The organism is Synechococcus sp. CBW1107 (assembly GCF_015841355.1).
Taxonomy (GTDB): Bacteria; Cyanobacteriota; Cyanobacteriia; order PCC-6307; family Cyanobiaceae; genus Regnicoccus_A.
The window spans coordinates 2,045,414-2,069,841 of record NZ_CP064908.1 but is presented as its reverse complement, the minus strand read 5'-3'; the positions used below and the strand labels follow the sequence as shown (position 1 = coordinate 2,069,841).

The window sequence follows — 24,428 nt, the reverse complement described above, 5'->3', positions numbered from 1 at the left end:
TGTGAAGAGAGCTCTCCGCCAGGGAGGACCCCCCAGATTGCAGTGCTAGCTTCCAGCCGACATGGTCCGCCGACTCACTGATGGGTCCGCCGACTCACCATCCCCAACAGCCATGACAGCAACGGCGCTGAGCGGTCAACTTCCCAAGTCCATCGGCAGCACGGGCGGTCTGCTCAACTCCGCCGAAACCGAGGAGAAGTACGCCATCACCTGGACCAGTGGCAAGGATCAGGTGTTCGAGCTTCCCACCGGTGGAGCTGCAGAGATGAACGAAGGCGAGAACATCATGTACTTCTCCCGGAAGGAGCAGTGCCTTGCGCTCGGCACCCAGCTGCGCACCAAGTTCAAGCCCCGGATCGAGGATTACAAGATCTACCGCATCTTCCCTGGCGGTGACACCGAATACCTGCACCCGAAAGATGGTGTATTCCCCGAGAAAGTGAACGAAGGCCGTCCGATCGTGGGCCACAACCCCCGCAGCATCGGCCAGAACCCCGATCCATCCACCCTCAAGTTCTCCGGACGCAACACCTTCGATTCCTGAGGTTCAGCTCCCGGGAGTCGCACCTGGGACCAGCCTGGAATCCTCTGAGGGAATCAGCTCCTGGGCCTGATTCCTCCAACCTTTAGAAAGGCGGGGCCGGGTGCCCCGTTTTTTTTGCCTGCCCGTTGCCGTGATGCCCTTACCCGATCGCGACGCGTTCCTCGCCCAGGCGGCGGACGGCAGCACCTACGTCCCCCTCTGGAAGCGCTGGCCCGCTGATCTGGAAACCCCGCTCACCACCTGGCTGAAGGTGGGTGCCGACAGCCACCATGGCGTGCTGCTGGAGTCTGTGGAGGGGGGCGAGCGCCTGGGGCGCTGGAGCTTCGTGGTGGCTGATCCGGCCTGGACCCTCACGGTGCGCGGCGAAGACGGCGTTCAATGCTGGCGCGATGGCCGTCAGGCCCAGTTGCGGGGCAACCCCTTCGAGCTGCTGGCCGGCTGCCTGGCCTCGCTTCGGCCCAGCACCATTCCCGGCCTGCCGCCCCTTGGACAGCTCTTCGGCTTCTGGGGCTACGAACTGATCCGCTGGATCGAGCCAAGCGTCCCCGTCCACCCCAGCGACCCGGAAGGCCCGCCGGACGGCTGCTGGATGCTGGCCGACAGCCTCCTGGTGTTCGACCAGGTGAAGCGCCAGATCACAGCCGTGGCCTACGCCGACCTCAGTGGCGATGCCGATCCCCTCAGTGCCTATGCCGAGGCCTGTGCCCGGATCCAGTCGCTGGAGGACCGCATGCACGGCCCGCTGCCGGCCGGCGTCACCCCCCTGCGCTGGGACGCTGAGCCCAGCGTGGACCTGGAGACCCGCAGCAACCGCACCCAGGCCGATTTCGAAGCCGCGGTGGTGGCGGCCCGGGAACACATCGCCGCCGGTGATGTGTTCCAGCTGGTGCTCAGCCAGCGCCTGGAAACCCGCATCCAACGGGATCCCTTCGAGCTGTACCGCAGCCTGCGGATGGTCAACCCCTCGCCCTACATGGCCTTCTTCAACTTCGGTGGCTGGTATCTGATCGGCTCCAGCCCCGAGGTGATGGTCAAGGCGGAGCCGGTGGCCGGCGGTATCCGGGCCTCCCTGCGTCCGATCGCCGGCACCCGCCCACGCGGATCCGATGAAGTCAGCGACCTGGCCCTGGAGCGGGAGCTGCTGGCCGACCCCAAGGAGCGTGCCGAACACGTGATGCTGGTGGATCTGGGCCGCAATGACCTGGGCCGGGTCTGCCGTCCAGGCAGCGTCGAGGTGACCGAACTGATGGTGGTCGAGCGCTATTCCCATGTGATGCACATCGTCAGCCAGGTGGAGGGCCTGCTCGATTCCAGCCACGACGTCTGGGATCTGCTCAAGGCCTCCTTCCCCGCCGGCACGGTCAGCGGCGCGCCCAAGATCCGGGCGATGCAGCTGATCCATGAGCATGAGCCGGATGCCCGAGGCCCCTACTCCGGTGTCTACGGGGCGGTGGATCTGGCCGGCGCTCTCAACACCGCCATCACGATCCGCACCATGGTGGTGCTTCCCGACGGAGAGGGGGGCTGGCGGGTGCAGGTGCAGGCGGGCGCGGGCCTGGTGGCCGACTCCCAGCCGGCCGCGGAATACCAGGAAACTCTCAACAAGGCCCGTGGACTGCTCAAGGCCCTGGCCTGCCTGCAGGGGAGCGGCACATGAGCGATCAACTGTTGCTCAAGGGCTTCGAGGTGGAGCTGTTCACCGGCCGGGCCGATGGCACCGTGGTTGGAGTGGCGGAGCAGGCCGCGGCCCAGCTGGAGGGGTTCGTCACCGAACCGGACCATCGCAACCTGGAATACATCACTCCACCGGATGCCGACTATGCCCACCAGCTGGAGCTGCTGCTGGAGCCGAGGCGACGCCTGCGCCGCTGGCTGGGCGAGCGGCAGCTGACCCTGCTCCCGGGGAGCACCCTCAGCCTGGGGGACAGCCGCCGCTTCGAGCGCTCCGACCCTTCGAACCCGTATCACGGCTTCATCGAGACCACCTATGGGACCCGGGTGGTGACCGCCAGCGTGCACATCAACCTCGGGCTCACCGAGATGGGTGCCCTGTTCGCCGGCTGCAGGCTGTTGCGCTGCGAAGGCGCTCTGCTGCTGGCGCTGAGTGCCAGTTCACCATTCCTCGATGGGGTCGCCACCGGCGCACACTCCCAGCGCTGGCTGCAGTTCCCGCTCACCCCGCCGACCGTGCCGCTGTTTCTCGATCATCAGCACTACATCCACTGGATGGATGCCCAGCTGGCGGCCGGGGCCATGCGCAACGTCCGCCATCTCTGGACCTCCGTGCGGCCCAACGGGGAGAACCGGCCCCACGACCTGAACCGGCTCGAGATCCGGATCTGTGACCTGATCAGCCAGCCCCGTCAGCTTCTGGCCCTGACGGTCTTCGCGGAGCTGCGCCTGCTGCAGCTGCTGGAGGATCCCCAGACCCACGATCCACTGCGAGCCAGCCGGCTGGGGCCGGATCAGCTCGCCGAGCTGGCCGACAGCAACGACCGCGCCGCTGCCCGAAGGAGCCTGAGGGCCACGCTCAGCGACTGGCGTACGGGAGAGGAGATCGAAGCCGGTGTCTGGATTCAGCGGGAGCTGGACGACATGGCGCCGCTCGCCTCCAGACTAGGCCTGAGCTCCTGGCTGGAGCCGATGCACACCATCCTGCGCGAGGGCAATGAGGCGATGCGCTGGCTGGAGCGGCATGACGCCGGAGTGCCGCTGCGCGAGATCCTGGCCGATGGAGCCACAGCCATGCAGCTGGCCGAAGTGGAACCGGCACCACGCAACACAGCGGCTTCTCACCCTTTGGGATGATCATGGAGCCTTCCTCGCCTGCGCCGGCTCCCATGCGGCAGCCCCTGTCCGCCCCATCCGCCGTTCTGGCCCAAGCCCCCCAGGCAGTACCCACGGCTCCAGCCCCCCGCGTCACCCGGCTGCTCGGAGAGCGGCTCGAACTGGTGGAGGATCTCTGGAAAACAGTCCTGCTCAGCGAGTGTCCGCCCGATCAGGCCGAGCGCCTGCTGCGACTCAAGCGGCTGAGCGACCCCCTGGAAGCCGCAGGCGGAGAGATCGACACCACGGCCGCCATCGTGCAGCTGATCCGGGAGATGGACCTCTCGGAGGCGATCGCTGCGGCCCGCGCCTTCTCGCTCTACTTCCAGCTGGTGAACATCCTCGAGCAGCACATCGAGGAAGACAGCTACCTGGCCAGCCTTCAGGAATCCTCCACTCCCGCCAGCCCTGATCCCTTCGCTCCACCGCTGGCCAGTCAGACCGATCCTGCCACCTTCCGTGAGCTGTTCACCCGCCTGCGGGGACTGAACGTTCCCCCCGCCCAGATCGAGAACCTGCTGCGGGAACTCGACATCCGGCTCGTGTTCACGGCCCACCCCACCGAGATCGTGCGCCACACCGTGCGGCACAAACAGCGTCGGGTGGCGGCCCTGATCCACCGCCTGCAGCAGGACAGCCCCACGGAGCTGCAGGACGAACGCAGCCTGCGCCTGCAGCTGGAGGAGGAGATCCGGCTGTGGTGGCGCACCGACGAGCTGCACCAGTTCAAGCCCTCGGTGCTCGATGAGGTCGACTACGCCCTCCATTACTTCCAGCAGGTGCTCTTCGACGCGATGCCCCTGTTGCGGCAGCGCATCATCAATGCCCTCGCCAGCAGTTACCCGGATGTGGAGCCGCCCCGGGATGCCTTCTGCACCTTCGGCTCCTGGGTGGGCTCCGACCGGGATGGCAACCCCTCCGTCACCCCCGACATCACCTGGCGGACCGCCTGTTATCAGCGCCAGCTGATGATCGAGCGCTACATCACGGCCGTGCAGGGACTGCGCGACCAGCTCAGCATCTCGATGCAGTGGTCGCAGGTGAGTGCCCCGCTGCTCGAGTCCCTGGAGATGGACCGGCTGCGCTTCCCGGAGATCTACGAGGAGCGGGCCGCCCGCTACCGACTCGAGCCTTATCGCCTCAAGCTCAGCTACATCGTCGAACGGTTACGCCTCACCCACCAGCGCAATCAGCAGCTGGCGGAGGCCGGCTGGGAATCCCCCTGCGAGAATGCCGGTCCGGCGGTGCTGAGCACGGGCACCGGACCGATGGCGGCCGCCCCGCCCGAACTGCACTACGGCTCGGTGAACGAGCTGCGCCAGGATCTCGAACTCCTGCGCGACAGTCTCCAGACCACGGGACTCAGCTGTGAACCACTGCAGACCCTGCTGAGCCAGGTGCACATCTTCGCGTTCTGCCTGGCCAGCCTCGACATCCGCCAGGAGAGCACCCGCCACAGCGATGCCCTCGATGAACTGACCCGCTACCTGCAGCTCCCCACGCCCTACGGGGAGATGGAGGAGGAGCAGCGCGTGGAATGGTTGCTCCAGGAACTGCAGACCCGCCGGCCCATGCTGCCGCCCGCAGCCCGCTGGAGCCCGGCCACGGACGAAACCTTCGCGGTGTTCCGCATGCTGCAGCGGCTGCAGCAGGAATTCGGCTCCCGGATCTGCCGCAGCTACATCATCTCGATGGCGCACACGGTCTCCGACCTGCTGGAGGTGCTGCTGCTGGCCAAGGAGGCCGGTCTGGTGGACCCCAAGGCGGTCCAGACCCAGTTGCTGGTGGTCCCCCTGTTCGAAACGGTGGAGGATCTGCAGCGGGCGCCGGCGGTGATGCAGCGCCTGTTCTCGGAGCCTTTCTACCGGACCCTGCTGGCCAGCAGCGCCGAAGCCGACAAACCCCTGCAGGAGGTGATGCTCGGCTACTCCGACAGCAACAAGGATTCCGGCTTCCTCTCCAGCAACTGGGAGATCCACAAGGCCCAGATCGCGCTGCAGCGGCTGGCCAGCGAGCACGATGTGGCGTTGTGCATCTTCCACGGCCGGGGCGGCTCGGTGGGACGGGGCGGCGGCCCGGCCTACCAGGCGATCCTGGCCCAGCCCAGTGGCACCCTCAACGGCCGCATCAAGATCACCGAGCAGGGCGAGGTGCTGGCCTCGAAGTACTCCCTGCCGGAGCTGGCGCTCTACAACCTCGAAACGGTCACCACCGCCGTGCTGCAGAACAGCCTGGTGAGCACCAACGTCGATGACACACCCGTCTGGAACGACCTCATGGGCCGCCTGGCGGCCCGCTCCCGGGTGCACTACCGGCGGCTGGTGCATGAAAATCCCGATCTGGTGGCCTTCTTCCAGCAGGTCACACCGATCGAGGAGATCAGCAAGCTGCAGATCTCCAGCCGCCCCGCCCGCCGCAAGAGTGGAGCCAAGGACCTTTCCAGCCTGCGGGCGATCCCCTGGGTGTTCGGCTGGACCCAGAGTCGCTTCCTCCTGCCCAGCTGGTTCGGCGTGGGAGCAGCCCTGCAGGAGGAACTCGACGACGATCCCGGCCAGCTCGAGTTGCTGCGTCTTCTCTACCAGCGCTGGCCCTTCTTCCGGATGCTGATCTCCAAGGTGGAGATGACCCTCTCGAAGGTGGATCTCGACCTGGCTCATCACTATGTGCAGGCCCTGGGTCGCCCCAGCCACCGTGAAGCCTTCGAGGAGATCTTCCAGGTGATCGCGGCCGAGTTCGAGCTCACCCGTGATCTTGTGCTGAAGATCTCGGGCCACGCCCGCCTGCTCGACGGTGATCCGGCCCTGCAGCTCTCGGTCGATCTCCGCAATCAGACGATCGTGCCTCTGGGCTATCTGCAGGTGGCCCTGTTGCGACGCCTGCGCGACCAGAACCGGCAGCCGCCGATGAGCGAAGCCGGCAGCGGTGATGGCCAGGATGGCCGCACCTACAGCCGCAGCGAACTGCTGCGCGGTGCCCTGCTCACCATCAACGGCATCGCCGCTGGCATGCGCAACACCGGTTGAACCCCGCTTGATTCCCTTCCGCAGCCAACCGCCCGCCCCACGCCTGCCCGAGGGCTACCGAACGGAGACCGAGCCCCCCCAGCCCGGGGAGTTGAACGTCCTGCTGATGGCCTGCGGAGAGTCGCGCCGGGATGAGCAGCGCCTGGCTCTGGTGCTGGAGCGCAGCGCCTGGCAGTTCTGCGTGCGTGATCCACAGGGGCGCCTGGTGGGCTTCGTGCGAGCCACCAGCGATCAGGCCCTCAACGCCAATCTCTGGGATCTCTCGGCCTCGCCACGGGATCCGCAGCGATCGACCGTGCTGGCGGTGCTGGTGCACAGTGCCCTCACCCGCCTGCGCCGTGAACTGAGTGGCTGCAGCATCTCGGTGGCGGCACCACCGGAGGCGCTTTCGGCCCTACAGCAGCACGGCTTCATGGTGGACCCAGGCGGAATCCGTGCCATGGGGCTGGTGCTCGCCGCAACCGAGGCGAGCCGGCCGGGGGAGCCGAATGAAACGAGCATGGAGGGACTCGAACCCCCGACATTCAGAACCGGAATCTGACGCTCTATCCAACTGAGCTACATGCCCGAGCGGGGAGGTCATCCCTGTCCCGGTGGTCGTAGCTTACCCGCACGTCGCTCCTGACCCATTCGGCTGCATCGCCTGGAGCTGCTCGATTTTCGCAACTACGCCCAGCTCTCGCTCGAGGTCGCTGAGCCGCGTCTGCTCGTGATCGGCGCCAACGGGGAAGGCAAGTCGAACCTGCTTGAGGCTGTGGAACTTCTCGGCAGCCTGCGCTCCCACCGCAGCGGTCACGACCGGGATCTGATCCGCCATGGCCAGAGCCGGGCGCTGGTGCGTGGCTGGTGCGGCGACGGCGACCCCTCAGGGGGTGGAGCGGCAGCGCCGGGGCCCGATCAGCTGGGACTGGAACTCGAGCTGAGACAGCAGGGGGGACGCCAGGCCCGACGCAACGGCAGGACCCTGGAGCGCCAGCTCGATCTGGTGGGCCCCCTGCGCTGCGTGGGGTTCAGTGCCCTCGACCTGGAGCTGGTGCGGGGGGAGCCGGCCCTGCGGCGCCAGTGGCTCGATCGAGTGGTGCTGCAGCTGGAACCGGTGTATGGGGAACTGCTGGCCCGCTACGGCCGCTTGCTGCGCCAGCGCAGCCAGTTGCTGCGCCGGGGGCTGGGCCAGGGGGAGCAGCAGCTGCACTCACTGCTCGACGCCTTCGATCAGCAGATGGCCCTGATCGGCACGCGCCTGCACCGCCGCCGCCGCCGTGCCCTGGCCCGCCTGCAACCCTTGGCCGCCGCCTGGCAGGAGAGGCTCAGTGGCGGCCGCGAGCAACTGGAGTTGCGCTACCAGGCCGGCAGCCAGCTGGAGGGGGAAGAAGCGGAGGCCCCCTGGCGCGAAGCTCTGCTGGAGCAACTCCAGCGGCAGCGGCCGGAGGAAAGCCGCCTGGGAGCCTGTCAGGTGGGCCCCCAGCGCGACGAGGTGGCACTGCTGCTGGGGGAGGAGCCCGCCCGCCGCTTCGGCTCCGCCGGCCAGCAGCGCACGCTCGTGCTGGCCCTGAAACTGGCGGAACTGGAGCTGGTGCAGCAGCTCTGGGGTGAGCCCCCGTTGCTGCTGCTCGACGACGTTCTGGCAGAGCTCGACCCGAAGCGGCAGGAGTTGCTGCTGGAGGTGGTGGGCACGGGCCACCAGTGCCTGGTGAGCGCCACCCACCTGACGTCGTTCAGCTCCGCCTGGCAAGGGGGGGACTCCCAGGTGGTGCGGATCTGCCAGGGGGAGGTGGTGGATTCGGGCGGTCACCCGTAGGAAACCTGAAGGGATGCGTAGGATGGGGGCTTGTTTGCACGCATTCGATGACCCAGACCCTGCCCTGCCTCCACCCCAACCCGGGATGGAGTGGAGCTCAAAGTCCTCAGAGCCTTCAGAGCCACCCCCCCACGACGACGACCACCGACATGGTGGGGAAACACTGCATTCTCGAGCTTTACAACTGCGATTCAAAGAAGCTCGACGACGAAGCATTTCTCAGGAACGCCATCACGATTGCAGCGAAACGTGCAGGCGCCACCCTCCTCAATCTGATCACCCACCGGTTTGAACCGCAGGGGGTCACGGGTCTCGCTCTGCTGGCTGAGTCCCACATCTCGATCCATACCTGGCCCGAGTCGGGCTACGCGGCCGTTGATGTGTTCACCTGCGGCGACCACACCATGCCGGAGCGGGCCTGTCAGGTACTGGCCGACGAACTCGAGGCGGCCAGCCGCAATCTCAAGAGTTTCCGCCGGGAAACCCCGGATTCGATCAGCGAGCAGATCAGGGAACCACTGGATCTGGCCGCCTGAGGCCGGGTGAAGCCAGTGGCCCCGGCGCTGCTGGCTTCAGGCTCGCCTCACGGTTGAGCCTGCCGCTGATCAACCCCTCCAGATCCAGGCTCACAGCGGCGAAGCCGAGGCTTCTGAACGCCTCCACTAGCTCCTGGCGCGGCAGCCAGCTGAACAGATCGTCGAGTTGCTCGGCAGGGACCTCCACACGAGCCGTCGCCCCCTGACAGCGCACCCGCAGCTGTCTCACTCCGCGCTGACGCAGCCAGTCCTCGGCCGCGGCGACCCGCTGCAGGCGTGAGGCCGTGACCGGCTCGCCGTAGGGAAAACGTGAGGCCAGGCAGGGCTGGGCCGGTTTGTCCCACCAGGGGAAGCCCAGGGCTCTGGAGATCTGGCGCACGGCCGCCTTGTCGATGCCGTGCTCGGCCAGGGGCGAGCGCACACCCCGCTCGCGGGCGGCCTGGATGCCAGGCCGGTGATCGGTGAGATCATCCCGGTTCACCCCGTCCAGCACCTGGCTCACTCCGCCCGTGAGGGATGCGAGCAATCCGTGCAGCTCGCGCTTGCAGGCGTAGCAGCGGTCGGTGGGATTGCTGCTGTAAGCGGGATCCTCCAGTTCGCGGGTCGTCACTTCCCGGTGGCGGATTCCCATCCAGGCCGCCTGGGAGCGGGCTTCCCGCAGCAGATGGGGTGCCAGGGCCGGCGAGACTCCCGTCACGGCTTCGGCGCCGGCGCCGAGTTGCTCAGCGGAGATCGCCGCCACCAGGGCACTGTCGACGCCACCGGAGTAGGCCACCAGAACGGCCCCCAGGTCCCTGACGCTCTGGCGCAGCTGGCCGAGGGCCTGCTCCAGCGGAGCTGGCAGGAATTCCACCAGCGGATGGAGGGCCGGTGGGGTCATGGCCTCGGACAGGGGTCGTTAGGATCCAACGGTAGAAGGCCAGGCCATGGCACCGACCTCAAGCGCGGCCTCCGGTGCGTCGTCCCGGGCGATCGGCATCCGCACGGCCTCCGACAGCCACGAGCGCAGCCACGGCCAGCTGCACGTCTACGACGGCGACGGCAAAGGCAAGAGCCAGGCGGCCCTCGGTGTGGTGCTGCGCACCATCGGCCTGGGGATCTGCGAGCGCAAGCGCACCCGGGTGCTGCTGCTGCGCTTCCTCAAGGGACCCGGCCGCGCTTACGACGAAGACGCGGCAATCGAAGCCCTGCAACAGGGCTTCCCCCACCTGATCGATCAGGTGCGCACCGGTCGGGGCGACTTTTTCAGCGCCCAGGAGGCCACCCGCTTCGATCGCCAGGAAGCCCAGCGAGGCTGGGATATCGCCAAGGGCGCCATCGCCAGTGCCCTGTATTCGGTGGTGGTCCTGGATGAACTCAGCCCGGTGCTCGACCTCGGCCTGCTGGAGGTGGACGAGGTGGTGCGCACCCTCGCCGACAAACCGGCGGGCATGGAAGTGATCGTCACCGGCCGTGGCGCGCCGCGGTCGCTGGTGCAGCTCGCCGATCTGCACTCCGAGATGAGGGCCCACCGGCGCGAGGCCAACGACAGCACCGGCATCGCCGGCATCGAGATCTACACCGGCGAAGGCAAGGGGAAATCCACCAGTGCCCTTGGCAAGGCCCTGCAGGCGATCGGCCGGGGCATCAGCCAGGACAAGAGCCACCGTGTGCTGATCCTGCAGTGGCTCAAGGGCGGAAGCGGTTACACCGAAGATGCGGCAATCGCGGCCCTGCGCGAAAGCTATCCCCACCTGGTGGATCATCTCCGCTCCGGTCGAGATGCCATCGTCTGGAGAGGACAACAGCAGCCTATTGATTATGTCGAAGCGGAGAGGGCCTGGGAAATCGCCAGAGCTGCCATTTCCAGTGGTCTCTATAAAACTGTGATCCTCGATGAGCTCAATCCCACCGTGGATCTGGAGCTGCTGCCCGTTGAACCGATCATGCAGACCCTGCTGCGCAAACCAGCGGAAACGGAGGTGATCATCACCGGACGCTGCAAGAATCCCCCCGCCTATTTCGATCTGGCCAGTGTGCACTCCGAGATGGTCTGCCACAAGCACTACGCCGAGCGGGGCGTCGACCTCAAGCGGGGGGTGGACTACTGAGGGCGTGAATCACCCAGGCACTCAGTAGAGCGGCACGGCAGGGTCCACCTGCTCACTCCACGCCTGAATGCCCCCAGTCACATTCACCCCTTCGATGCCATGGCGTCCCAGGGCCAGCAGGGCCTTGGCGCTGCGCCCGCCCAGCTTGCAGTGCACGTAGAGCCGTTTGCCCTCGGCCAGCCGGCGCACATCCTCGATGGCCTCACCGCTCTCGATCCGGTCGAGAGGCATCAACACGGAACCCGGGATCACGGCGATGTCGGCTTCCGGGGGGTTGCGCACATCCAGCAGCAGGATCTCCTCCAGCTGGCCGTCGATCACGGTCTTGAGTTCGGCCACGGTGATACTGGGCACACTGCCGGCCTCCTCCTGGCCCGGCGCCGTGCCGCCCACTCCGCAGAACTCCTGGTAGTCGATGAGCCTGTCGATCACCGGCCGCTCGGGATTGGGCCGCAGCTTCAGCTCGCGGAACTTCATGGCCAGGGCATCGAAGAGCAGCAGACGGCCGCTGAGGGTGGTGCCGATGCCCGTGATGATCTTCACGGCCTCGGTGGCCTGGATCACGCCGATGATGCCGGGCAGTACCCCGACCACACCGCCTTCGGCGCAGGAGGGCACCATCCCCGGCGGCGGCGGTTCGGGGAAGAGATCGCGGTAGTTGGGACTTTCAGCATCGAGGTTGAAGACCGTGGCCTGCCCCTCGAAGCGGAAAATCGAGCCATAGACATTGGGCTTGCCCAGCAGGACGCAGGCATCGTTGACCAGGTAGCGGGTGGGGAAGTTGTCGGTCCCGTCGCAGACCAGGTCGTAGGGCTCGATGATCTCGAGCGCGTTCTCGCTGGTGAGTGCCGTTTCATAGAGATCCACCTGGCAGTGGGGGTTGATCTCGAGGATGCGCGCCTTCGCCGATTCGATCTTGGGCTTGCCCACCCAGCTGGTGCCGTGGATCACCTGGCGCTGCAGGTTGGAGTGATCCACCACGTCGAAGTCGACGATGCCGAGTCGGCCCACTCCGGCTGCGGCCAGATAAAGCAGGAGTGGGGAACCCAGCCCGCCGGTGCCTACGCAGAGCACGGAGGCGGCCTTGAGACGCTTCTGCCCCGCCATGCCCACTTCCGGCAGGATCAGATGACGGGAAAAACGCGCCACCTCGTCGGGACTGAGGTGAACGCCGCTGATGTCAGGGGGAAGCATGGGCGAGAAGGCCGTGGGCCGCAGAAGGGACCGCGAGCGGCGGCCCTCTCCCTACTCTCCCAAATCCTCGCCCCCCTCTGCTGGAGGGGCAACCGGCGTGATCAGGGCCAGTTCCCGCGCAGCCGGCAGGGCGGAGGGATCAGCGGCCGACTCCGAGATCCACCAGGCCCGCACCTCCCCGGAGGAGCCGAGGATCAGCATCAAGGCCGGAGGGAAGGCCCAGGCGCGATCGGTGACGGAGGGGACCGCCGCCGTACTGGGATGGCTGTGGGCCGAGCCGAGCACCTGCCAGCCACGCCGCCGACCCCACTTCTGGGCCAGCAACTGCTCGCGGGGGTCAATGGCGAAACGCTCGACACGCTGCTCGCTTTCCGGCCAGACGTTCAGGCAAGGCCAGATCAGCCGCAGACGGGCGGGAGCCGGCACTCCGGGGGCCGAGGGCGCGGGGTCCCCCAGAAGCAGAGCACAGCCCTCCTGGGGCGCCACGGCAGCCAGCACGGCCCGCAGAACGGTCAGCTGATGCCAATCAACCGCAAACCTCTCTGGCCAGCCGCTGCCCATGCCGATACCTTGAGCCCTTGACTCTCACACCATCGCCACTCCATTGATGAGCGACGCAACCACCGAACAGGAGCCGACGACCAGCGAGGCCGGCACTTCATGGGCGGAGAGCGAAGCTGGCACCAACTTCAGCGAGCGCTACGGCGAGATCCTCTCCAAGGTCAACACGACCCTGGATCAGGTGGACTGGTCGCAGGTCAGCCGGATCGGCAAGGGTGTCGGCATCCTGCTGGCGGTGATCGTGGCCCAGGTGCTGATCAAGGGGGTGCTCGACACCATCAACCTGCTGCCAGTGGTGCCAGGCCTGCTTGAACTTCTCGGTCTGGTGGTGGTCGGCCAATGGAGCTGGAAGAACCTCAGCACCAGCGAGAAGCGCGCTGGTGTTGTCTCCCAGTTCCAGACCCTGCGTCAGGAATACCTGGGCTGAGAACAGGGGCCCATCCAGGAGACAGGCCGTTCAGGCCACCAGCTCGTCGATCAGGGCCTGGGCCTGTCCCCAGTACCCCCCGCCGAACAGGTTGGCGTGGTTCAGCAGGTGATAGAGGTCGTAGAGGCGGCGACGCCGGGAATGGCCGGCAGGCCTGGGCCATTCCCCCTCGTAGCCGCTGAAGAAGGCAGGCGGGAACCCACCGAAGAGCTGGGCCATGGCCAGATCGACTTCCCTGTCCCCCCGGTAGACCGCTGGATCAAACAGAGCCACCCCTGCCGAGCCCGGGGCGATCGAGCCGGGGGCCATCCGGGCGGCATTGCCACCCCAGAGGTCACCGTGGACCAGACAGGGAACGGCGCCATGGCCATTCAGCCACTGCGGGGTGAACTCCAGCAGCTTCCGGCTTCCCTTCAGACGCCGGCCCGAGCTCTCGGCGAACTTCAGCTGCGGTCCCAGGCGCTGCTCGGCAAAGAAGCGCCCCCAGTCCTGGCTCCAGCGATTGGGCTGAGGGGTGCTGCCGATGTAGTTGTCCCGCGGCCAACCGAAACCCTGGGAGCCGGAGGAGGCACTGCGACGGTGCAAGCGGGCCAGGGCCGCCCCGGCGGCCTCCCAGGCCAGATCAGACTCATCGGCCGCTGCTCCGGCAGCACCTGAGCCGGCTCCACCAGGGTTCAGGTCCAGCCAGTCGATCACCAGCAGGGACTGGGAGCCCGCCAGCGCGCAGTGCAGAGGCCTGGGCACCACCAGCTCCGCTGCGGCTGCCTCGCCCAGGGCCAGCAGGCCCTCCATCTCCGCCTCCAGCACAGGCAGGAGCCGGGCCTGGTTCGTCTTGACAAACACCCGACCGCCACCGGCGAGCTCCAGGGCCCAGGCGCTGTGACTGCAGCCGCCGCCCACGGGCCGGCAGCGCTCCACCTCCTCGCCAAGGGTCTCCTCCAGCCAACGCACCCAGGCTTCGCGCATCGCAGGCCATGCCACGCCTGCCAGCATGCCGGCCGCACCCGCCGCCCAGCGCTTGGCCGTCAGCTCCTCCGCCGCCATCTCCCCTGCCACGGATGCCGCGCGACTGGATGTGACGGTCATCGGCGGCGGCATCGCCGGGCTGAGCGCCGCCGCGCTGCTGGCCCGGGACGGTCTCTCGGTGCAGCTGCTGGAAGCCCACAGCCAGACGGGGGGCTGCGCCGGCACCTTTCGACGTGGGCCCTATGTCTTCGATGTCGGGGCCACCCAGGTGGCGGGGCTGGAGCCTGGTGGCATCCATGACCGACTGTTCCGCCATCTGGGGGTCGAAGCACCGGCGGCCACCCCGCTCGATCCAGGCTGCGTGGTGGATCTCTGCGACGGCCAGGCCCCCGTCCGCCTGTGGCGGGACCCTGAGCGCTGGCGCCAGGAGCGGCAGCGGCAGTTCCCCGGCAGTGAGCCCTTCTGGAGCCTGTGCGCCGCCCTGCATGCGGCCAACTGGTCCTTCGCGGGGCGCCATCCGGTGCTGCCTCCCCGCACCCTCTGGGACCTGGGCCAGCTGCTGAGGGCACTGAGGCCCGCCAATCTCGCCAGCGGGGCCCTGGCCCTCGCCAGCGTGGCCGATCTGCTGCGCTTGAGCGGCTGTGGAGGCAATCCTCGCCTGCGGCGCTTCCTGGATCTCCAACTGCGCCTGTACTCCCAGGAACCGGCCGAGGGAACCGCCGCCCTCTACGGCGCCAGCGTGCTGACCATGGCCCAGGCGCCCCTGGGCCTGTGGCACCTCCAGGGTTCGATGCAAGCCCTCAGCGCCACGCTCGAAACCGCCCTGGCCGCCCGGGGTGGTCACCTGCACCTCCGCCATCGGGTGACGAGTCTTCAACCGGCGCAACCGAAGGGCTGGTGCGTGAGGGGGGAGGGGCCGGACGGGGGAGCCTTCACCAGCCTCAGCCGTGATGTGGTCGTGACACTCCCCCCCCAGGCTCTGGCCGGTCTGCTGGGGGAGGCGATGCCCGAGACCTACCGCGAGCGGGTCAGCGGCTTCCCCGACCCCAGCGGGGCGCTGGTGTTCTATGGCGCAGTCGAGCGCTCCCTGCTGCCAGCGGAGTGTCCGGCCCATCTGCAGATCGACTGGGCGGACCCGGGATCGTTGTTCGTGTCGGTGAGCCGCGAGGGAGATGGGCGGGCGCCGGCGGGTCAGGCCACGGTGATCGCCAGCGTCTTCACCCAGGCACGCCCCTGGCTGGAGCTGGAAAGGGAGGCCTATGCAAAGGCCAAGGCGAAGGCCATGGCCGGGATTCAGGACGGCCTGGAGCGGAACCTGGGGCTCGACACCGCGGCCTGGCGCCACAGGGAACTGGCGACTCCCCGGGGATTCGCCCGCTGGACCGGGCGGCCCTACGGGTTCGTGGGCGGGCTGGGGCAGCATCCCTCCCGCTTCGGCCCCTTCGGCCTGGCCAGTCGCACCCCCCTCCCGGGGCTGTGGCTCTGCGGCGACAGCATCCACCCCGGCGAGGGCACCGCGGGGGTGACCCTTTCAGCATTGATGGCCAGCAGGCAACTGCTGCAGGCTCGTGGCAGAAGCCTGGCCCTGCCCTAGGCCGGGATTCAGAGAAACTCCGGCCGCAGAGCCCGGCAGCTCTCCAGCTCCCTGGCCAGCCCCTCCCAGTCGTGCCGCTCGAGCAGGCCCTCAAGGCCGTCAAGGGCCTGGCGGTACTGCCCGAGGGCCTCGACCACGGCGGCCCTGTTGCTCCGTGCCATCAGGGTGCCCAGCTCGGGATTGCCGCCACCCACCCGGGTGGTGTCCGCGAAGCCGCTGGAGGCCAGAGCACGCACCAGCTGAGGCATGGCCGCCCTGGGTGCCGCCTCCGCGCCCTGCTCCGCAGCCCGCAACAGGGCGGCGCTCACCAGCACCGGCAGGTGGGAGATCAGGGCCACGGCCCGGTCATGGTCCTGGGCGTCGCACTCCAGCCATCGGGCCCCGAGGTCGCGCGCCAGGTCGCGGATCTGTGCCATGGCCTCCGGGTCGGTATGAAGCGTGGGGGTGGCCACCCAGGGGCGGCCGCGAAACAGGTTCGGCTGGCCCGCCTCCACACCGGCCGCGGCTGTGCCGGCCATCGGGTGGGTGGCCACGAAGCGCGGAACAAGCGGCTCCCAGGCCGCCAGCACCGGCGCCTTCACCGAGGCCAGATCAGCGATCACCGCCTGCTTCGGCAAAGCCGCCAGCAGCTCCGGCGAGGGCGCCAGCAGCTGATCGAGCGGCAGGGCCAGCAGCACGAGCGCACAGCCCGTGAGCACCGCCGGATCCGTGCTCACCTGGCGGGCCAGGCCCCGCTGCCGGGCCCGCTCCACCGTGGCCTGGCGGTGAACGAGTCCACGCACATCCACGTCAAGGGCCATCAGGTCAAGCCCGATCGAGCCACCGATCAGGCCCAGACCCACCACTCCCACCGGTCGCTCACGCCAGAGGGTTGTCATCGCTGGTACGGCCCACTGGCCCCACCTTCCTACGATTCCGCGATGTTGGAAGCCCGCGCCCACCAGCAGCTCAAGCAGCTCCTGCTCAAGGAGGGCGGCATCCGCTGGCCGCACCACCTGACCATGAGTCGGCTGGTGGCACGCAGCCTGCGGCGCGCCGATCACACCCTGGTGCGCCTGGCCCCGGGCAGCGACCCCGACTGGCTGGTGGGGCTGCTGGTCCCCCTGGCCCTCGGGGAAGCGGCGATCGCCCTGGTGGTGAGTGACCCCCTGCGCCGCCGCCTGCAGCAGGTGGAGATACCCAGGCTGAAGGCCGTGGGCCTGCAACTGCCCTGCTGGGAAGGATCCACCGGCGCCCCCGCCGAGGCCCCCCTCTGGCTGCTCAATCACGCGGAGCTGGAGCTGGCCTGGCGCCAGGGCCAGCTGGGGGAGCGGCAACTCGTCGTTCCGGAGGCCGAACGGCTGCACCAGCAGTTGCGCCAGGCCCTCGATCGTCCGATCGAGATCGGCGACTGGGAGCGGCTGCGCCGGGTGTTGCCGAGCGCCGAACCCAGCCTGCTGGTCCTGCATGAGCGTATGAGCCGAAGAATCTTCGCTCATCCCGCCACCCCTTCCGGACTGGTGCCGATCAGTCCCGAGGAGGAAGCTCCTCTGCGGCACCTGCTGGCGCTGCTTGGGCCGTTGCCGGAGGTCTGGCAACTCTGGCGGTCAGCCGTCGGACCAGGCTGGGCCAGCTGGGCCAGCGTCGACCGGGAGCTGCTGCAGTGGCGCCTGCACCGCCAGCCACTCGAGCCGCTGGAGGCCATGGAGGGCCTGCTCCACAACCGCGGCGCCGTGCTGGTGGGCCAGTTCGGGCGCAGTGCCGCCCTGGCCGGCATCAACCCTCAGGTGAGCGTGAACCTCTCGGATCCGCCCCTCTCCGATCCGATGCCCCTGTACGCGCCCCTGGGCCAGCCCTTCCCCAACAGTCCGCACTTCGGCACCCATCTGCTCGATCACAGCCGGAGGCTGGTGCTGGGCCAGAGCGGCCTGACGATCGTGCTGGTGGATGAACACTCCCAGCGGCTCAGCCTCGCCAGCTCCCTGGCGGCGGAGTTCGGCCGCCGGGTGGGCCACGAAACCACCGCACCGGAGAGCAATGGGGTGATCTGCTGCGGCTGGCAATGGTGGCTGGATCACCAGGGTCGACTGCCCCTGCCGCGCCAGGTGATCGTCGGTCCACTGCCGATCGCCAGCCTCGAAGACCCGCTCACGGCCGCCCGGGTCAACCGGCTGCGCCAGGCCGGCCGCGACTGGTTCCGGGAGCTGCTTCTGCCGGAGGCCATGACCCGTCTCCAGCTGGCGCTGGCGGGGCTGCGCCGGAGCGGGGGGCGGCTGGCGGTGCTGGACGGACGCCTGCGCAGCCGCAGCTGGGGGCACCAGGTCCTCAGCGCCCTGGAGCCATGGGTGGCCCTGAACAGGTTGCTGCCGCTCTGAGCAACGGCCCGGATCAACCAGCCGAAGGGGAGCCCGTAGCCTGGTTGCCGCCAGGACATCGCCGGGACGCATGGGAGAGGCCAAACGCCGCTCGGACCAGGGATTGCCGCCCCGCGGTCCCCAGAAGAAACCCAGTTCGGCCAAGGATCAGTCTCCGCGGCTGGCCCCCTGGCTGCCCCTGACCCGCCACCAGGCCGACCGCTTCGTTCAGGTCTCCACCCAGGGAGCATGGGTGGGAATCGCAGCCCTGGTGCTGTTCTGGATCACCGTGCGCTTCATCGGGCCGGCCGTCGGCTGGTGGACGCTCTCTGATTGAGCGGGTGGCCGGTGCGCCTTTGACCACACCGGCCTGAAGCCGTGGCAGAAAGTGGAAGAAAACCTTAGGATCAACCCACATTCTGAGCTGGACGATGTTTCCCCGCCTCGCTGAGCAGTACCGCTCCGTGGTGCTGGACCTGGTGATGAGCCTGCAGGCCCTGGCCAACAGTCTGCAGCGCAAAGGCCTCGTGGCCACCTGCTACGTCTGCGGTGATGGCCGTGATGGCCACGGAGCTTCTTTCGTGGCCGACCTCGGGGATGCCCACATGGTGCGCTTTCTGGTCTCCGATTTCGGAATCAGCTGGGTGGAATCACGCAACGGCTGCGAACTGGTGAAACTTGAAGGCGCCGAGGCCATCCAGGAACTTCAGCGGGTCGCCACCTTCCTGCAACAGGCCCAGCCACCCGCGCGAGGTCCTACTGCCCCCGGGCACGAGCCCGAGGCCAGCAGACTGGAAGCGCCTCTGATCTGAGCCCGCTGAGCTGATCTCAGCTGGCGGCAGATTCCAGAGAGGCAGCCTCGGAGTCCAGCACTGACTCGCCTGATTCCGATGCCGACGAAGCGGCGGAACTGCTGGCGGCCAGCTTGGCGGCAGCTGCCGCCAGTGGCTTGAGCGAATTGGCCGTCACATCAGCTCCCTCAGTGAGCCTCCGCCGAACCTCGGCCTCGATCTGCTCCTTCTGCTCCGGGTTCTGCTCCAGCCAGTTGATCGTGTTGTCGCGGCCCTGACCGATGTTGTCCCCGCCGTAGCTGTACCAGGCACCTTTGCGGATCACCACACCGGTTTCCTCCGCCAGATCGATCACACAGCCCAGGGTGCTGATGCCACGACCGAAAAGAATGTCGAACTCAGCGATGCGAAAGGGCGGCGCCACCTTGTTCTTCGCCACCTTGACCTTGGCGCGAATGCCGTATTCCTCTGTGCCGCGCTTGAGGGTCTGAATGCGGCGGATGTCGAGCCGCACCGAGGCATAAAACTTGAGGGCGTTGCCGCCAGTGGTGGTTTCGGGATTGCCGTAGGTGACGCCGATTTTCTGACGCAGCTGGTTGAGGAAGATCACCGTGCAGCCAGACTTGCCGATATTGCCGGTGATCTTGCGCATCGCCTGGCTCATCAGCCGTGCCTGGCTGCCCACCGCAAGGTCCCCCATCTCCCCCTCGATCTCGGCGCGGGGAGTCAGGGCTGCGACCGAGTCGACCACAACGATGTCGACCGCGGCGGAGCGCACCAGCTGATCAACGATCTCCAGGGCCATTTCACCGGTGTCGGGCTGGGAAACCAGCAGGTTCTCCACATCGACCCCCAGAGCCGCGGCGTAGACCGGATCGAGCGCATGCTCGGCATCCACGAAGGCGGCCACACCGCCGCGGCGCTGCGCCTCGGCGATGGCATGGAGGGTGAGGGTGGTCTTGCCGGAACTCTCCGGCCCATAGACCTCCACCACCCGGCCCTTGGGATACCCGCCGCCCAGGGCCAGATCCAGGGTGAGGGCACCGGTGGGCATGGTTTCCACCCGCATCCGGGAGGCATCCCCCAGGCGCATGATGGAGCCCTTGCCGAAGTTGCGCTCGATCTGGCCCAGGACGAGGTTGAGGGCCTTGTCGCGCTCGGCCGCCCCGGCCGCCGTTGCGCTCGAGGAGCGGGGCTGGGCAGCCCTGAGGTCGGTGCTCTTGGAGTCGGCAGGCATGGTCAGAAGAGAACGAAGGAATGGACCGGAAGGGACGGACCCTGGGTGGGGATGTCGCCGTGCGGCCTCAGAGCTACAGGTGCCACCAAAGCCGCTGCATGTATCAAGGCGGTGGCGAAACAGCGGCAGCGCCACCTGGCGCCGGGCAACCCAGAATTAGTACAGGCGTACGCTAGCGGATCAGGGCCACGCCGCCAAGGGGGCCGAGAAGGTCGCCGGCTCCAGCAGGGCCAGGCCCTCGGGCAGGTCGATCAGGTCGTGGGGCCCCAGATAGCCCCAACTCACCAGGAAGCAGCGCACCGCCTCCAGTCCGGCCGTGGCGCGCACCGCCTCGAGGGTGGGTCGGCGGTCCTCGATGAACCAGAGCGGCCGCTGCATGGCACACAGGCGCAGCAGCACCTCGGGCTTGCTCCCATCCTCGTGGCCGTAGGTGTGCAGAGGGGTGAGGCCCTGGGCCTCCAGCAGCTCCCGGGCGAAGGCACCGCCCTTGGTGGTGAGCACGGCCCAGTCGGCCCCCTCGGCCGCCAGGGCCCGCAGCCGCTGCGGGACGTGGGGATAGGGGCGATGCAGGGCCAGCCAGTGGTGACGATCGGCCGCAATGGCCTCCCGACGCACCGCTTCAAGGCCGGCCTGCAAGGTCTCGGGACTCCAGCCCCAGTGCGCCAGCGCCGCAGCCAGGGACTGGTCGTAGGCCACCCCCGGAGCGGTGAGCTGACTGGAGCTGCGGGCCAGCTCCGCGGCCACCAGGACCATCTCCCAGCCCTTGTGGATCAGCGGGCGCAACCGGACGAACGCGGCGGGCGCCTGCTCGGGCAGGTTGAGATCCGGCCGCAGCCTCTGGGCCGCCTGGCGGGCCGCCCACCAGTACTCCGCCATGCCGTCGACGAGGACACCATCAAAATCGAACACCAGCAGAGGGCTGGGGGTCACGCAGGGATCTCTCAGAACTGGGCCGCTAGGATTCGAACCTAGGAATGGCGGGACCAAAACCCGCTGCCTTACCACTTGGCGACGGCCCAAAGCTCCAGCGGCGGCCTACAAACCCAGGCGATCCATGCGGTTGGATCCGGGTTGGTCGGGCGCTTGACCGGTTGCCCTGATAGTTACCCACAGCGGGACGTCCTTCGTCAATCTCTGGGTGGCCGAGGCGAACCGCCTGCCCCCGCTCGGAGCGATTCAGGGGGGAAAGACCCGCAGCCGCTGCTGGTCGCCGCTGCCGAATTCGGCACTGCGCAGCCCGTACCCGTTCACCTGATCGGCCTGGATGCGGCGCACCGACGGACTGCGGGGCAGGAGCTCCACCGGCCGCCCCTGGGGAAGCACCACCTGCTCCACCGCCAGACGGCATTCCTCCATGGCGCCATGGGCGTCATCGGGGGCGCTGGCAGGGCCCGTGGCGCCTGCTTCCCTGTCCCCGTCACCACCGCGACGACGCAACAGTCGCTCCACACCCCGCTGGATCTGGGGAAGGGTGTCGGCCTTGATCACCAGGATGGGCACATGCCGCTCAAGGGCCTGGCTGCGCACCTGGGGTTCACGGCCCAGCTGCTGACGCAGGCTGAGCACCGCATCGGCGTCCTCCACCAGGCTGGCGCGCTCCACCGGCAGCTGGCGGCTGCGCACCACCTGCTCCAGCAACTGGGGGCTGACCCCACAGCAGTAGAGGCGCAGGGGCGGGGCCGCAGGAGCCGGTGGTGCCGAACGGCGATGGGGCGGAAGCAGCTCCGGGTCGGGCAGCGGAACCGGCGCCAGGGACGGCCCTGGGGGAGGCCGATCCCCGGCCGCCACCAGACCACGTCGCGGCATCCGGGGGGAAGCAGGACCGGGCTCGGGATCATTGAGGCGCAGGAGGCCGTCGCTGCCCAGTTCGCGGACCTGAGGTCGGACCGGCTGACCCCGCAGCTGCTGGTCGACAGTGCGGGCCACATCGCGGTGCACCAGCCAGCGGCTGCGGCTGTGCATCTCCACCGCCAGGGGGAAGGTGGGGTCGGAGCAGCGCTCCAGCACCGTCTTCTGGGAGCCGCGCCGGCGGGCCTCCTCATCCCCCAGGGTGACCGACTGAATGCCCCCGATCAGATCCGCCAGGGTGGGATTCTTGATCAGGTTGGCCAGCTCGTTGCCGTGGGCCGTGGCCACCAGCATCACGCCGCGCTCGGCAATGGTGCGGGCGGCCTGGGCCTCGAGTTCGGTGCCGATCTCATCGATCACGATGACCTCGGGCATGTGGTTCTCGACCGCCTCGATCATCACCTGGTGCTGGTGCTCAGGCCGTGCCACCTGCATGCGCCGGGCCCGGCCGATGGCGGGATGGGGGATATCGCCATCCCCGGCGATCTCGTTGCTGGTGTCGATCACCACCACACGGCGCTCCAGGTCATCGGCCAGGACCCGGGCGATCTCCCGCAGGGCCGTGGTCTTGCCCACACCGGGGCGGCCCATCAGCAGCAGTGACTGGCCGCTGTCGAGCAGGTCGCGCACCATCGCCACCGTGCCGAAGACCGCCCGGCCGACCCGGCAGGTGAGTCCGACCACCTCCCCGCCGCGGTTGCGGATCGCACTGATGCGGTGGAGGGTGCGCTCGATGCCGGCCCGGTTATCGCCACCGAAGGACCCGAGCCGTTGCACCACCGCCGCCAGATCGGCCCGGTCAATGGGCCGCTGGTCCAGCAGCTGGGCACGGCCCGGGTAGCGCGCTTCTGGGGCACGGCCCAGGTCGAGCACCACCTCCAGCAGCTGCTCACGGCTGAAGGGGCTCGCCAGCGCTTCACCCACCCGCTCGGGCAGCACTTCCAGCAGACGGTCGAGATCGTCGGTGATCCGCTGGGGCGTGATCGGCCGGGCAGCGTCGGCAATGGAGGCAACGCTTGGACTGGGCATGGACATGGCCCCTCTGCTTCGACGTTCTAGCCATCGGCGGCCAGCCAGGGTGAGACGAGTTCCTGCGCCAGCGCCAGGGCCCTGGGCCAGAGGGCCGGTTCATCGAGCAGACGCCGGCCGCGACTCTCCGCCTCCAGCACCAGGGGGGAGAGCCGGCGGCGGGCCAGGCCACCGAAGGCCACCCCGGCGGCGGCCCTGCGGGCCATCCGGGAGCCGCCGCTGCGCTGGCGCAGCAGCTCCAGGCTGCGGCCGTTGGTACCGCCAGCCAGTTGCAGAGGTCCCGGGGGGGCCTGCTGGCGCAGGGCGAGCAGCAGGTTCACGGCGGCATGGGCCGTGCCATCGCCCACATCCCCGCTCATCGGGCGGCCATCGAGTTGCCAGAGGGGCCGGAAGCGATGGCGGCGCAGCAGGACGAACCGCTGCCAGAGCTCTCTGGCCAGAGCCGCCGGGGTCGCACCGGGGTGGGCCCCGCCAGCACCGGCACCGGCCTCGAGGCCACAACTCACGGCCAGACGCCGCAAGGGCAGGCCCGAGGCCACCACCTGCTCCAGCCTGCGGGCGAAGGCCTCTCCCCGGCCCAGACCGGTGTGGATCTCCACGGCATCCGGGCGCAGGCGGGCGAGAAGCTCCGGTACGGCCGCATCCTCGAGCCCATGGGTCTGGGCCTCGATCAGCCCGTGGGGACAGGCGGGCAGGCAGCGGCCACAGCCATAGCAGCGCTCTCTGATCACGCCGGTTCCGGGCGGGATCGCCTCGGCCGGACAGACGCGGGCGCAGGGCCTGGGGCAGTCCGCCGGACAGCGGCTGGGGTCAAACCAGGCTTTGCGGAAGTGGGGATCCTCGCCGTCACTGAGGCTGAGCATCAGCCAGGGGAGACGCAGCTGAGGGCGCTGAGCGAGGGCCCAGCGCAGACCTCGGCGGGCAGCGGCCACCACGGCTTCATCGGCGGCCATGTCGATGCAGTGGACTCCTGCGAGGGCATAGAGGCCGCAGAGATCTTCGATGGAGGCGAGGTCCTGGTTGCTGGCCCCGCAGATCAACTTGACCCAGCGACCACAGGCCAGAGCCTGCTCAGGCGGCAACCATCTGCTCCAGGGGCGTCCAGCGCAGGCTGCGGGAGCCGCCCAGCTCCGCCACGATCTTCAGCCGGGGCTCGCGCCTGGTGAGCGCGCAGAGCGACTGAAGCTCGGCCGACGAGAGCACCTGAGCTTCCAGCAGCCACAACACCATCGGCCTGACGCCCTCCAGCAGGGCCCCCAACTGGGGCATCACCCGTTGCACCTCGCCAACGGCGGCCCCTCGACCGACACTGTGGTGGCCGAGGTGAGGCGGCCGAACCCCGTGGCTCTGAAACAGGAAGGCCTCGGGGTCGCCCAGACCCCGGGCCGAAGTGATCTGGGCTCCGTAGCCGGCCGCACGCAGGCGCCGCAGCAGACGGGTCTCAGCACCTCCTTCCAGGGGGGCGTAGAGGGCCAGGGCGCCGGCCTTCTCCAGATCCTGACGGAAGCGACGACCGGAGAGCAGCAGAGGCATGGGGCGGCTTCAGAACTGGTGCGGGCAGTCTGACAGGGAGTCAGGGGGGTGGGTGGAGGCCGTGGGGTATGGTGGTCGCTTGTGCATCTGATCTGCGC

General features: G+C 68.5%; 22 protein-coding genes and 2 tRNA genes. 12 read left to right on the top strand and 12 right to left on the bottom strand.

Features of this window, described 5'->3' with window-relative positions; genetic code table 11:
* The first annotated feature begins 112 nt into the window (after positions 1–112).
* From I1E95_RS10710 to ppc, 4 genes are all read left to right on the top strand, one after another.
* A complete protein-coding gene (locus I1E95_RS10710; protein WP_197162178.1) occupies positions 113–544 on the top strand; it encodes a photosystem I reaction center subunit II PsaD in 432 nt (143 codons plus the stop codon).
* A gap of 133 nt (positions 545–677) precedes the next feature.
* Positions 678–2,201 carry an anthranilate synthase component I family protein gene (locus I1E95_RS10705; protein ID WP_197162176.1) on the top strand — a complete coding sequence of 508 codons (1,524 nt, stop codon included), beginning with the start codon at positions 678–680 and terminating at the stop codon, positions 2,199–2,201.
* Complete coding sequence (gene gshA / locus I1E95_RS10700; protein ID WP_197162174.1) at positions 2,198–3,352, top strand: glutamate--cysteine ligase; 1,155 nt, start codon at positions 2,198–2,200, stop codon at positions 3,350–3,352. The genes I1E95_RS10705 and gshA overlap by 4 nt, the downstream gene beginning before the upstream one ends.
* A 32-nt stretch (positions 3,353–3,384) precedes the next feature.
* A complete protein-coding gene (gene ppc, locus I1E95_RS10695) occupies positions 3,385–6,393 on the top strand; it encodes a phosphoenolpyruvate carboxylase (protein ID WP_197162172.1) in 3,009 nt (1,002 codons plus the stop codon).
* 494 nt (positions 6,394–6,887) lie between these two features.
* On the opposite strand, the gene I1E95_RS10690 is transcribed toward ppc, so the two are convergent.
* Positions 6,888–6,961 (bottom strand) — tRNA-Arg (locus tag I1E95_RS10690).
* An 81-nt stretch (positions 6,962–7,042) separates the two neighbouring features.
* Here I1E95_RS10690 and recF point away from each other — a divergent pair.
* Both recF and speD read left to right on the top strand, forming a co-directional pair.
* Positions 7,043–8,191, top strand: a complete 1,149-nt coding sequence (recF, locus tag I1E95_RS10685) for a DNA replication/repair protein RecF (protein ID WP_231594984.1) — start codon at positions 7,043–7,045, stop codon at positions 8,189–8,191.
* 47 nt (positions 8,192–8,238) lie between these two features.
* On the top strand, positions 8,239–8,727 hold the full coding sequence (gene speD / locus I1E95_RS10680) for an adenosylmethionine decarboxylase (protein WP_197162170.1): 489 nt from the start codon (positions 8,239–8,241) through the stop codon (positions 8,725–8,727).
* Here the strand turns inward: speD and larE are convergent.
* Complete coding sequence (gene larE / locus I1E95_RS10675; protein WP_197162168.1) at positions 8,699–9,607, bottom strand: ATP-dependent sacrificial sulfur transferase LarE; 909 nt, start codon at positions 9,605–9,607, stop codon at positions 8,699–8,701. The genes speD and larE overlap by 29 nt on opposite strands.
* Before the next feature lie 46 nt (positions 9,608–9,653).
* On the opposite strand from larE, the gene I1E95_RS10670 reads away from it, so the two are divergent.
* Positions 9,654–10,817: a cob(I)yrinic acid a,c-diamide adenosyltransferase gene (locus tag I1E95_RS10670; protein ID WP_197162166.1), complete on the top strand. Its 1,164-nt coding sequence runs from the start codon at positions 9,654–9,656 to the stop codon at positions 10,815–10,817.
* A 21-nt stretch (positions 10,818–10,838) separates the two neighbouring features.
* Here the strand turns inward: I1E95_RS10670 and moeB are convergent, their stop codons facing one another.
* Together moeB and I1E95_RS10660 are read right to left on the bottom strand one after the other, a co-directional pair.
* Complete coding sequence (gene moeB, locus I1E95_RS10665; RefSeq protein WP_197162165.1) at positions 10,839–12,011, bottom strand: molybdopterin-synthase adenylyltransferase MoeB; 1,173 nt, start codon at positions 12,009–12,011, stop codon at positions 10,839–10,841.
* A 51-nt stretch (positions 12,012–12,062) separates the two neighbouring features.
* Positions 12,063–12,572, bottom strand: coding sequence for a M67 family metallopeptidase (locus I1E95_RS10660; RefSeq protein WP_197162163.1), 510 nt, complete (start codon positions 12,570–12,572; stop codon positions 12,063–12,065).
* Positions 12,573–12,618: 46 nt separating this feature from the next.
* Between I1E95_RS10660 and I1E95_RS10655 the strand changes: the two genes are divergently transcribed.
* Positions 12,619–12,999: a CAAD domain-containing protein gene (locus I1E95_RS10655; RefSeq protein ID WP_197162161.1), complete on the top strand. Its 381-nt coding sequence runs from the start codon at positions 12,619–12,621 to the stop codon at positions 12,997–12,999.
* 30 nt (positions 13,000–13,029) lie between these two features.
* Here I1E95_RS10655 and I1E95_RS10650 read toward each other — a convergent pair whose 3' ends face one another.
* Entirely contained in the window at positions 13,030–13,965 is a 936-nt protein-coding gene (locus I1E95_RS10650; RefSeq protein ID WP_197162159.1) for a fructosamine kinase family protein, read from the bottom strand.
* 25 nt (positions 13,966–13,990) lie between these two features.
* Between I1E95_RS10650 and crtD the strand changes: the two genes are divergently transcribed.
* Positions 13,991–15,559 carry a C-3',4' desaturase CrtD gene (crtD, locus tag I1E95_RS10645; RefSeq protein ID WP_197162157.1) on the top strand — a complete coding sequence of 523 codons (1,569 nt, stop codon included), beginning with the start codon at positions 13,991–13,993 and terminating at the stop codon, positions 15,557–15,559.
* A gap of 8 nt (positions 15,560–15,567) precedes the next feature.
* Here the strand turns inward: crtD and I1E95_RS10640 are convergent, their stop codons facing one another.
* Positions 15,568–16,437: a prephenate/arogenate dehydrogenase gene (locus tag I1E95_RS10640; protein WP_197162155.1), complete on the bottom strand. Its 870-nt coding sequence runs from the start codon at positions 16,435–16,437 to the stop codon at positions 15,568–15,570.
* A gap of 42 nt (positions 16,438–16,479) precedes the next feature.
* Between I1E95_RS10640 and I1E95_RS10635 the strand changes: the two genes are divergently transcribed.
* The 3 genes from I1E95_RS10635 to I1E95_RS10625 all read left to right on the top strand — a co-directional run bounded on the left by I1E95_RS10635 (position 16,480) and on the right by I1E95_RS10625 (position 18,704).
* Complete coding sequence (locus I1E95_RS10635) at positions 16,480–17,913, top strand: helicase (protein ID WP_197162153.1); 1,434 nt, start codon at positions 16,480–16,482, stop codon at positions 17,911–17,913.
* 70 nt (positions 17,914–17,983) lie between these two features.
* Positions 17,984–18,229, top strand: coding sequence for a DUF2839 domain-containing protein (locus I1E95_RS10630; protein ID WP_197162151.1), 246 nt, complete (start codon positions 17,984–17,986; stop codon positions 18,227–18,229).
* A 94-nt stretch (positions 18,230–18,323) separates the two neighbouring features.
* Entirely contained in the window at positions 18,324–18,704 is a 381-nt protein-coding gene (locus tag I1E95_RS10625) for a DUF1815 family protein (RefSeq protein WP_197162149.1), read from the top strand.
* Positions 18,705–18,720: 16 nt separating this feature from the next.
* Here the strand turns inward: I1E95_RS10625 and recA are convergent, their stop codons facing one another.
* The 6 genes from recA to I1E95_RS10595 all read right to left on the bottom strand — a co-directional run bounded on the left by recA (position 18,721) and on the right by I1E95_RS10595 (position 24,330).
* Positions 18,721–19,920, bottom strand: coding sequence for a recombinase RecA (recA, locus tag I1E95_RS10620; protein WP_197162147.1), 1,200 nt, complete (start codon positions 19,918–19,920; stop codon positions 18,721–18,723).
* Between the two features lie 180 nt (positions 19,921–20,100).
* Positions 20,101–20,850, bottom strand: coding sequence for an HAD family hydrolase (locus I1E95_RS10615; RefSeq protein ID WP_197162145.1), 750 nt, complete (start codon positions 20,848–20,850; stop codon positions 20,101–20,103).
* Between the two features lie 17 nt (positions 20,851–20,867).
* A tRNA-Gln gene (locus tag I1E95_RS10610) sits at positions 20,868–20,939 on the bottom strand.
* 157 nt (positions 20,940–21,096) lie between these two features.
* A complete protein-coding gene (locus I1E95_RS10605) occupies positions 21,097–22,797 on the bottom strand; it encodes an AAA family ATPase (RefSeq protein WP_231594567.1) in 1,701 nt (566 codons plus the stop codon).
* A 26-nt stretch (positions 22,798–22,823) separates the two neighbouring features.
* Positions 22,824–23,879, bottom strand: a complete 1,056-nt coding sequence (locus I1E95_RS10600; protein ID WP_197162143.1) for an LdpA C-terminal domain-containing domain — start codon at positions 23,877–23,879, stop codon at positions 22,824–22,826.
* Positions 23,869–24,330: an NAD(P)H-quinone oxidoreductase subunit N gene (locus I1E95_RS10595; RefSeq protein ID WP_197162141.1), complete on the bottom strand. Its 462-nt coding sequence runs from the start codon at positions 24,328–24,330 to the stop codon at positions 23,869–23,871. The genes I1E95_RS10600 and I1E95_RS10595 overlap by 11 nt, the downstream gene beginning before the upstream one ends.
* Positions 24,331–24,428: the final 98 nt, after the last annotated feature.